This window comes from Mycobacterium sp. TH-M103 (assembly GCF_057473785.1).
This window is the reverse complement of the sequence record NZ_JBYCLG010000096.1, coordinates 1-8,782: the sequence shown is the minus strand read 5'-3', so window position 1 is coordinate 8,782 and position 8,782 is coordinate 1. Positions and strand designations below refer to the sequence as shown.

Here is an 8,782-nt window from a genome sequence, read left to right as displayed (position 1 = left end):
TGCCCATCGATTCGCGCTGCCCGATGGCGATCTGCTGGCCGGTCAGCAGGTAGGTGTTCAGGTCGAAGCTCACGGTGTAGGCGCCCTGCCGGTACAGGGACGTGCTCACCAGTTGGCCGGTCCCGGTGCGTTCGCGGGCGATCAGGGCCGCGCAGATGGCCGCGGTCAGGGTCATGCCGGCCGAGTGGTCGCCCATGCCGCCCCGCTGGAACGGCGGCGTGTCGCCGGGCCGGGTGAGCAGGTGCGCCAGCCCGGCGCGGGACCAGAACGCGGCCACGTCGTAGGCGGCCCGGTCGGCGTCGGGCCCGGTCTCGCCGTAGCCGGTGATCAGGCCGTAGACCAGCCGGGGGTTGCGGGCCGACACCGACTCGTAGTCCAGGCCCAGCCGACCCAACGCAGCGGGGCGCACGTTGGTCACGAAAACGTCGGCGCCGGCGAGCATCTCGAGGGCGGTGTCGCGGCCCGCCGCGGTGGTCAGGTCCAGCACGATGCTGCGCTTGGAGCGGTTGTCCATCTCGAACGGCGGGTTGACCCCGAGGTCGCAGCCCAGCATCCGGCCGAACATGCGGCCCGGGTCACCGGCCGGCGGCTCGATCTTGACGACGTCGGCGCCCCAGTCGGCCAGGATGGCCCCGGCGGCAGGGCCGGCCACCCAGACCCCGAGCTCGACGACTTTGACGCCCTCCACCGGTCCCGCCATGGGTAAGTTCCTACTCCGCGGTGCCGGTGGGTGCCGGTGGCGGGTCCCCGGCGCCACGTATCGGGGGCGCGCCGCACCGCCTCAGGAGACCGGCACCTGGGGCGCGCTGGCGGCCACCGGAATGACGCCCGGCGCCGCCGGGCTCGGCGCCACGGGGTTCGGCGCCACGGGATTGGGCGCCAGGGGGCTCAGCCCCGGCGCCTGCAGCGGGCTCGGCGCCACGGGGTTCGGCGCCACGGGGTTGGGCGCCAGGGGGCTCAGCCCCGGCGCCTGCAGCGGGCTCGGCGCCGCCGGGCTCAGCCCCGGCACCTGCAGCGGGCCTCCGGGAGCCCCGCCGGCTCCCGGCAGCTGGAACGGCAGCATGCCCGAGTTGCCGCCCAACCCCCCTAGCGCGGAGGGCATTTGGCCGTTGGCCAGCGACGTCATGACACCCGGGCATTCGGCCTGTATCGCCATGCTGGCGACGGCCCCGACCATCTCCGGCGGCAGGCCCGGCTTGCCCGACAGCTGCGACGCGATCGTGGCCAATTGCGCGCCGGGCTGCACCAACATCGGGCACAGCGACTGCCCGATCCCGGCGAGGGTGTCGTTGAAGGAGCCGCCGCCGGTGCCGGCGCCGCCGAGCACGCTGGTGATGGGGTCGGCAGGCGGGTCGGCGTGCGCGGGCGCCAGCGACAGCGCGCCGGCGGCGGCGACGCCCGCGGTCACCGCGAGCGGGCGCAGCGCCGCGGACGCAGCCGGGCGGACCCGGGAGGCGCGGCGCACCAACTGCTCGACCCAGGGGGGATACATCATCAATGCGGTCATTCGTCGCTCCTCAGCGGTCTTGGAAAGTGCATCAGCACCAATCCATTTCACTTTGGTAACAGTGATCGCCTTACGTCACGTTTACAACACGATCGGGTCAAGGTTTGTGATCTGAGCGTTTCCTTACCGTTGTCACAACAGCGGTCGTGCGACCCTGCGCGGTTTGCTACCGGCCCCTCCGAGCGCCGGTTTGGCATGACTGGCCGCTACCGGCGGTGCGGGCCGGCTTCGCCGGCAGCGGCGGCCGACGGGCCGGACTGTGGGTTTAATAAGGGATATCCGCCGAAACTCTCATTGCCCCAAGGAGCGCCATGACCCTGGTCGCCGGACGTGGCCCGCTCAGCAACGACCCGGCCGGGAGGTTTTGGCCCCCGCTGACCGGTGAGGTAGTCGGCGAGATGGTCTACGTCGAGCCACACCCGCGGCGCGTGCAGGCCTTTCGCGCCGGGCGCCGGGTACTCGACACCGAGCGGGCGCTGCTGGTGCACCGCCGGGGCCGCCCGCTCAGTTATGCCTTCCCGGCCGACGAGGTGGCCGCACTGCCGACCGAGCCCGAGCCGGCGGCGCCGGGCTTCGTCCACGTCCCGTGGGATGCGGTCGACACCTGGCTGGAGGAGGGCCGCGAACTCGTTCACTACCCGCCGAACCCGTACCACCGCGTGGACTGCCGCCCGACGCGACGCCGCCTGCGCGTCGCGGTGCACGGCACCGTGCTGGTCGACACCGACGACACGGTGATCGTGTTCGAGACGGCGCTCGCGCCGCGGCTCTACGTCGATCCCGCCCTGGTCGACACCGCCGCGCTGCGGCGCTCACAGACCTCGAGTTACTGCAACTACAAAGGCTTCGCGACATACTGGACCGCCGTCGTGGGCGGGCGGGTCGTCGACGACATCGCCTGGAGCTACCCGGACCCGCCGCCGGAAAGCCTGCCCATCAAGGGCTTCCTCAGCTTCGACGAGACGCGCGTCGAGTTGCTGGCCGAGCTGCCGGCCTAGCCGCGAATCACGAGTAGCGGGGACGCCCGAGCCCCAGCGCATGCTGGGCGATCATGTTGCGGAACACCTCGAGGGTGCCGCCGTAGATGCCCAGCGGCAGGGACAGGCGGAAAAGGTGTTCGGCCGCACCGTCACTCGCCGCGCCCGTTGCCTCGGTGGGCAACGCCGACGCCGGCCCCAGCATGTCCATCAGGTCCGGGGCGATGTCGCGCATCGTCTGCGCGATCGCGACGCGGCCGAACATCCCGGGCGTGGACAGCGCGGCCTCCATGCGCGCGACATCGCGCCCCAGCCGGTATCTCACGGAATCGTCGCCGCACCGCGCCACCAGCCCCGCCACGGTGTCGACCACCTCGGCCATGATGTCGCCGTGCGCCGACATCGCCGCAACGTACTGCAGCCCATGGTCTTCCCGGTCGACGATGCCGTGCTCAGAGTCCAGCGCCGCGCGCATCACGGTCCAGCCGGCGTTGACCTCGCCGATGCGGCAGAGGTCGTCGACGCGTACGTCGCTGTAGTAGACGATGTTGGTGCGGTCGCCGTCGACGGTCCGCAGAGGCTGGATCTCGATGCCCGCCGAGTCCAGCGGCACCAGGAACATGGTCAGGTTCTTGTGCTTGGGGCCGTGCGGGTCGGTGTTGGTCAGCAGGAACACGTAGCGGGCGTTCTGCGCGTTGGAGGTGAACATCTTGGCGCCGTTGATGATCCAGCTGGATCCGGTGCCGTCGCGCACCGCCCGCGTCTTGCAGGCGGCGACGTCGGAGCCGCCCTCGGGCTCGGTGTAGCCCAAACACAGCCGGATCTCGCCGGACAGCACCCCCGGCAGCACCGCCTCGCACAGCTGCGGCGCACCGAACTGCTGCACCAGCCGCGCGACGACGGACGTCGTGCCCCAGTGGTACCACGGCGTATGGGCCCGGGCGATCTCCAGCTGAAAGATCCGGCGGCGGACCGGGCTGAACCCGCCCTCGGACTCGAGCCGCCAGTCCGCGGCCAGGTATCCGGCTTCGCCCAGCGCCAGATGGACTCGCTCGTCGAAGTTTTCGCCGAACTCCAGCTGTCGATGGATCACCTCGTCGGTGACGTGCTTGGCGATGAAGGCGCGCAACTCGTCGAGGAACACCTGGTCGTCGGCCGACAGTTCGACCCGGGAGAAGTCCATCAGCGAGCCTCGATGACGAGTTTCCCGAAGCGCTCGATGCTTTCCAACACGTGCGCCAGGCTGTCTCCGGGCAGGCCGACCTGCACCCAGTTCACCCCGAGTGCTGCCAGCTTGTCCAGGCCGGAAAGATAGGCTTGGGAATCGAATTTGTCACCTCCGGGACTGCCGCCCACGGAGTTGGTGAATGTGATGTCCAGCGCCGAGAAGTCCCGGCCCGCCTCGTCGCAACGCCGGCGCAGGTCGTCGATGCCCGCGGCCAGAAGGTCCTGCGAGTCGATGGATGCGGTCCCCGCCGTCTGCGCCAGCATCGCCGGCGCGGGGAACGGGCACCACCCGTCGCCGTACTGCACGGCACGCCGGCGCGCCGACGCGGTGTTGCCGCCTACCCAGATCGGCGGGTGCGGCCGGCTGACCGGGCGGGGGTGCGCGGTGATGCCTCGCGCGGTGAAATGCCTTCCCTCGAAGGACAAGTCGTCGGTGGTCCACGCGGCGCGGATCACCTGCAACGCCTCCTCGAACAGCGCGGCCCGCTCGTCGTAGTCGACCCCTAGCGCCGCGAACTCCCGCTTGAGATACCCCACCCCGACCGCCAGCGTGAACCGGCCGTTGGACAGCAGGTCCAGAGTCGCGCCGGACTTGGCCACCACGAACGGGTTTCGGTACGGTAGCACCACGATGTTGGGAATCAGCCGCAGCGTCGTCGTTGTAGCCGCCGCGAAGCCAAGCGCGACAAAAGGATCGAGGGCGTCGTGACCGCCGGCCTCCAGCCACCGCTGCGACGGCGCGGGATGGTCGGTGAAGCCGAACCCGTGGAACCCTGCCGCCTCTGCCGCCGCCGCGACCGCCGCGATGCCCTCCCCCGTCACCAGTTCCGGGTTGTAGGGATGGGTGTGCATCGGGTGGGTGAAGGCGAAGCACATCGATCCGCCCGTCAGAACCGGGAGCGCGCGTCGATCGAAGTGTCGCTGGTGCGCAGCGGCCGGATCAGGGCCTCCTGGGCGAACGAGGCCAGCAGCTCGCCCTCCTGCGTGTGCACGGTGCCGCGCACGTACGACATTCCCGAGCCCACCTGGGTGCTCTCGTGGGTGTAGAGCAGCCAGCCGTCCCAGCGCACCGGCTCGTGGAAGGCGACCGAGATGGTCATCGGGGCGGTGGACACCGTCAGGTGCGCCTGGCTGGTGCCGATGCCCGGGTGTGCGCGCATGGTGGTCGAAATGCCCAGGTGCCCGGTGAAGTACGCGACCAGCGCCTTGGCCAGGTCGTCGCGGGTGGGGATGGGGTCGTAGTGCAACCACGCATACAGTTCGGGCGGGCCGACCTCGTCGGGGCTGTTGACGTCGACGACGTCGACCAGCCGCAGCTCCCGACCGACCATCGGCATCTCGGACACGTGCGAGTCGGCCGGGGCGGCCACGTCCGGCCGCGGCAGGTGGTGGCGGATGACGTCGGCGGTGGGCACGTCGGCCAGCACCGTGATGCTCAGGCAGCGCCGACCGTTCTGGTGCGCGGCGACGACCGCGGTGGCGGTGGACCGGCCCTCGGACACTACGTCGAGGACGAATTCGACCGGCGGGCCGACGGCGACGGCGCGGGAGAACACCGCGTGCGCCGAGCGCACCGACTTGTCGGGGAATCGTTTGGCCACCGCAACGATCGCCTGGGCGAGCACCTGGGTGCCCTCCACGACCTGCCGTTCGTCGCCGCCGGCGATCCCGGTGTCGCCGGAGAACCGGTCCTGCCCGTCGGCCCGCACGTCGAACAGGTCCAGCAGGCCCTGCACCGTCCACTCAGCCTGCTCAGACTCTGTGGTCAAATCAGCTCCACCTCTCGCGCTAGCAGCTCGGGGCTCAGCGTGACACTTTGCGCAAGATTTGTAAAGGTTGGCTAACGACCGCGCGGGAGCGATGGCGCGCGGACTCGCTCACATTGACACCGGCACCCGCGGTGCCTGACACTTTCTCGGTGTTTTGTAAAGACGCGGGCCGATGATCCCGGAGCCCCTGGCCAATGGGTTCTGCTTCGGCGAGGGCCCGCGCTGGTTCGAGGGCCTGCTGTGGTTCTCCGACATGCTGGGCGAGGCCGTGCACACCGCGACGATGGCCGGTTCGCTGACCACGCTGCCCCTGCCCGGCCGCTGCCCCTCGGGGCTGGGGTTCCGCCCGGACGGGTCGCTGCTGATCGTCTCGGCCGAGGACCGGCAGGTGCTGCGCTACGACGGCGACACCGTGACACCCGTCGCCGACCTCGCCGCCCTGGCACCGGCCAACCTCGGTGACATGGTCGTCGACGCCGACGGGCGCGCCTACATCGGATCCCAGGCGTCCCACGGCGGCGTCATCATCCGGCTCGACCCCGACGACACCGCGACCGTCGTCGCCGAGGACCTCGACTTCCCCAACGGCATGGTGATCACGCCGGACCGCGAGCTCGTCGTCGCCGAGTCGACCGCCCGGCGGCTGACCGCGTTCGTGATCGGCGAGGACGGCTTCCTGACCAGCCGCCGCGTCTTCGCCGACGGCCTCGACGGCCCGCCCGACGGCATCGCGCTGGACGCCGGGGGCGGGGTGTGGACCGCGATGACGCTGGCCCACCAGTTCGAGCGCGTCGTCGAGGGCGGCGAGGTGACCGACCGCATCGACATGGGCGAGCGCGTCGCGATCGCCTGCGCCCTGGGCGGCCCCCGGCGCCGCACGCTGTTCCTGCTGTCGAGCACCGATGCCTACCCCCAGCACCTGGTGGGCACCCGGCTGTCCCGCCTGGACGCCGTGACGGTCGAGACGCCCGGCGCCGGCCTGCCGTGACATCCGAGAGGCGCACATGACCGACTCCTACTACGAGCTGATCGACGACGCCGACGCCCACGGCGAGAGGTTCAGGGCCACCGACCTGACGCGCGGCACCTGGTCGGCGGCCATCCAGCACGGCGGGCCGGTCTCGGCGCTGCTGGTGCGGGCCATGGAGCGGTGCGAACACCGCGACGACACCCGGCTGAGCCGGGTCGTGATCGACCTGCTGGGCGGGGTGCCCGCCGACGGCGACCTGTGGGTCGGCGCGCAACTGCAGCGGGCCGGCAAGCAGATCGAACTCGTCGGCGCCGAGATGCTGGCGCCGGGCCCCGACGGCGAACCCCGCGCGGTCGCGCGCGCCACCGGGTGGCGGTTCCAGGGCCAGGACACCACGGCCGTGGCACACGCCGCGGCTCCCCCGCCGCGCCCGCGGTCCGAGGCCCGCGACCGCAACCTCAAGGCCAAGGACTGGGACCGCAACTACGTGCACAGCCTCGACTGGCTGTGGCTGACCGAACCGATGAGCGGGGGCCCGGGCGAATCCTGGATCCGCCCGCAAGTGGACCTCGTCAAGGGCGAGGCCATGACGCCGCTGGAGCGGCTGTTCGCGGTGGCCGACTGCGCCAACGGCATCGGCAGCAAGCTGAACATCCGCAAGTGGACGTTCCTGAACACCGATCTGGCCGTGCACGTGTTCCGCGTCCCCGAGGGCGAGTGGATCGGCTTCCGCGCCGAGACCAGCTACGGCCCCGACGGCGTCGGGACGACGATCGGGACGCTGTTCGACGAGCGGGGCGCGGTCGGCGCCATCCAACAATCCGTGCTGGTGCGCCGCCGTCCCGGCGCAACTTCGTAGAGTCGAGATATGAGCCAGCCGGCGGCGGTCACGGACACCGACACCTCGACGCGCCAGCGGATCCTGGCGGCCACCGCCGAGGTGTTGGGCCGCAACGGCAAGACCAAGCTGAGCCTGTCCGAGGTCGCCGCCCAGGCCGGGGTGTCGCGTCCGACGCTGTACCGCTGGTTCGCCTCCAAAGAGGAACTGCTGTCGGCGTTTTCGCGCTACGAGCGCCAGACCTTCGAGAGCGGCCTGGTCCGGGCCACCGCCGGGCTCAAGGGCCTCGACAAGCTCGACGCGGTCCTGCGCTTCATCGTCGAGTACCAGCATTCGTACTCGGGGGTGCGCATGATCGACGTCGAACCCGAGCACACCATCGCCCAGTTCGCCACCGCCATCCCGGAGATGCGCGAGGGCCTGCAGCGGCACCTGCCCGGGCCCAACGCAGCGGTGAAGGCGGCGACCGTGATCCGCATCGCCATCTCGCACTACATCGTGCGCAGCGACGACGCCGACCAGTTCCTGGCGCAGTTGCGCCACGCCGTCGGGATCAAGCCGCAGGGCTGACCCCGGTCCCCATCCCCCGCGAGCGTGCGTGTTTGCACGCCGACACGCCGAGTTGCGCGTACAACTGCGCACGCTCGCGGACCGAGATCTGATCAGTCGAAGAGCACCGCGGCGTTGAGGTAGCCGGTCGGGTCCAGCGCGGCCTTGACCGCGCGCATCGCGGCGATGTCGGCGGGTTCGCGCGACATGCCCAGGTAGGGCCGCTTGCGGCTGCCGACGCCATGCTCGGAGCTGACGTTGCCGCCGCACCCGGCGATCAGGTCCATCATCGGCCCGTACACCGCCTGCTCCCGCTCGGCCGGGCAGCGCAGCACGTTGAGGTGCAGGTTGCCCTCGCCGACGTGGCCGAACAGCAGCGGCAGCGCATCGGGCACGTGCGCACCCAGCAGCGCGACCGCGTCGCGGGCGAACCCGGCGATCGCCGACAGCGGCAGCGACACGTCGAACTTCAGCGGCGGCCCGTACACGCCGAGCACCTCGGCCAGCGATTCGCGCACCTGCCACAACCGTTGCTGCGCAGCAACATCCACGCCCACCGCGGGCTCCCCGCACAGCCGCACGGCGTCGAGCAGGTCGGCCAGCCGCTCGGTCTGGTCGTGGTCGGAGGCCAGTTCCACCAGCAGCATCCAGTCGCCGTCCACCGGCGCCGCGACCCCGAGGTGCTCGCGGACCAGCGCGCCCGCCCGGCCATCGATCAGCTCCAGCGCCGCGATCCCGTCGACGTCGCGGAACGTGCGACCCGCCTCGACGAGCGCCGCCAGGTCGGCGAACCCGCAGACCGCGGTCACCCGGTGCGACGGCAACGGGTGCAGCCGCAGGTCCAGCGCGGTGATGACGCCGAGGGTGCCCTCGGCGCCGACGAACAGCGCCGGCAGGTCGTAGCCGGTGTTGTCGCTGCGCACCAGGCTGTGCCGGCGCAGCAGC

Annotated in this window: 10 protein-coding genes; 4 read left to right on the top strand and 6 right to left on the bottom strand. The window is 71.1% G+C overall.

Features of this window, described 5'->3' with window-relative positions; all coding sequences use genetic code 11:
- Positions 1 to 700 (bottom strand): CaiB/BaiF CoA transferase family protein (locus AC2VOR_RS05480; protein WP_486963342.1); only part of this gene is annotated, 700 nt, incomplete at its 3' end.
- Between the two features lie 81 nt (positions 701 to 781).
- Complete coding sequence (locus AC2VOR_RS05475) at positions 782 to 1,507, bottom strand: hypothetical protein (RefSeq protein ID WP_486963341.1); 726 nt, start codon at positions 1,505 to 1,507, stop codon at positions 782 to 784.
- A 311-nt stretch (positions 1,508 to 1,818) separates the two neighbouring features.
- Here AC2VOR_RS05475 and AC2VOR_RS05470 point away from each other — a divergent pair, with 311 nt between their 5' ends.
- Positions 1,819 to 2,505, top strand: coding sequence for a DUF427 domain-containing protein (locus AC2VOR_RS05470; RefSeq protein ID WP_486963340.1), 687 nt, complete (start codon positions 1,819 to 1,821; stop codon positions 2,503 to 2,505).
- Positions 2,506 to 2,512: 7 nt separating this feature from the next.
- Here the strand turns inward: AC2VOR_RS05470 and AC2VOR_RS05465 are convergent, their stop codons facing one another.
- Genes AC2VOR_RS05465 through AC2VOR_RS05455 form a run of 3 tightly spaced genes read right to left on the bottom strand, consistent with a single transcriptional unit; the run spans position 2,513 to position 5,480 of the window.
- Complete coding sequence (locus tag AC2VOR_RS05465; protein ID WP_486963339.1) at positions 2,513 to 3,667, bottom strand: acyl-CoA dehydrogenase family protein; 1,155 nt, start codon at positions 3,665 to 3,667, stop codon at positions 2,513 to 2,515.
- The gene (locus tag AC2VOR_RS05460) at positions 3,667 to 4,587 is read right to left on the bottom strand and encodes an LLM class F420-dependent oxidoreductase (RefSeq protein ID WP_486963338.1); all 921 of its coding nucleotides are present in this window, start codon (positions 4,585 to 4,587) and stop codon (positions 3,667 to 3,669) included. The genes AC2VOR_RS05465 and AC2VOR_RS05460 overlap by 1 nt, the downstream gene beginning before the upstream one ends.
- Before the next feature lie 11 nt (positions 4,588 to 4,598).
- Entirely contained in the window at positions 4,599 to 5,480 is an 882-nt protein-coding gene (locus AC2VOR_RS05455) for an acyl-CoA thioesterase (protein WP_486963337.1), read from the bottom strand.
- A gap of 172 nt (positions 5,481 to 5,652) precedes the next feature.
- On the opposite strand from AC2VOR_RS05455, the gene AC2VOR_RS05450 reads away from it, so the two are divergent.
- From AC2VOR_RS05450 to AC2VOR_RS05440, 3 genes are read left to right on the top strand one after another with little or no spacing between them, the layout of a single operon-like run.
- A complete protein-coding gene (locus tag AC2VOR_RS05450; protein WP_486963336.1) occupies positions 5,653 to 6,468 on the top strand; it encodes an SMP-30/gluconolactonase/LRE family protein in 816 nt (271 codons plus the stop codon).
- Positions 6,469 to 6,484: 16 nt separating this feature from the next.
- Complete coding sequence (locus AC2VOR_RS05445) at positions 6,485 to 7,309, top strand: thioesterase family protein (RefSeq protein ID WP_369741167.1); 825 nt, start codon at positions 6,485 to 6,487, stop codon at positions 7,307 to 7,309.
- A gap of 9 nt (positions 7,310 to 7,318) precedes the next feature.
- Positions 7,319 to 7,858, top strand: a complete 540-nt coding sequence (locus tag AC2VOR_RS05440) for a TetR/AcrR family transcriptional regulator (RefSeq protein ID WP_369741168.1) — start codon at positions 7,319 to 7,321, stop codon at positions 7,856 to 7,858.
- A 92-nt stretch (positions 7,859 to 7,950) separates the two neighbouring features.
- Here AC2VOR_RS05440 and AC2VOR_RS05435 read toward each other — a convergent pair.
- Positions 7,951 to 8,782 (bottom strand): FAD-binding oxidoreductase (locus AC2VOR_RS05435; protein WP_486963335.1); only part of this gene is annotated, 832 nt, incomplete at its 5' end.

Coding starts and splice junctions, on each gene's coding strand:
- AC2VOR_RS05475 (WP_486963341.1), bottom strand. CDS start 1,507: ATGACCGCATTGATGATGTATCCCCCCTGGGTCGAGCAGTTGGTGCGC.
- AC2VOR_RS05470 (WP_486963340.1), top strand. CDS start 1,819: ATGACCCTGGTCGCCGGACGTGGCCCGCTCAGCAACGACCCGGCCGGG.
- AC2VOR_RS05465 (WP_486963339.1), bottom strand. CDS start 3,667: ATGGACTTCTCCCGGGTCGAACTGTCGGCCGACGACCAGGTGTTCCTC.
- AC2VOR_RS05460 (WP_486963338.1), bottom strand. CDS start 4,587: ATGTGCTTCGCCTTCACCCACCCGATGCACACCCATCCCTACAACCCG.
- AC2VOR_RS05450 (WP_486963336.1), top strand. CDS start 5,653: ATGATCCCGGAGCCCCTGGCCAATGGGTTCTGCTTCGGCGAGGGCCCG.
- AC2VOR_RS05445 (WP_369741167.1), top strand. CDS start 6,485: ATGACCGACTCCTACTACGAGCTGATCGACGACGCCGACGCCCACGGC.
- AC2VOR_RS05440 (WP_369741168.1), top strand. CDS start 7,319: ATGAGCCAGCCGGCGGCGGTCACGGACACCGACACCTCGACGCGCCAG.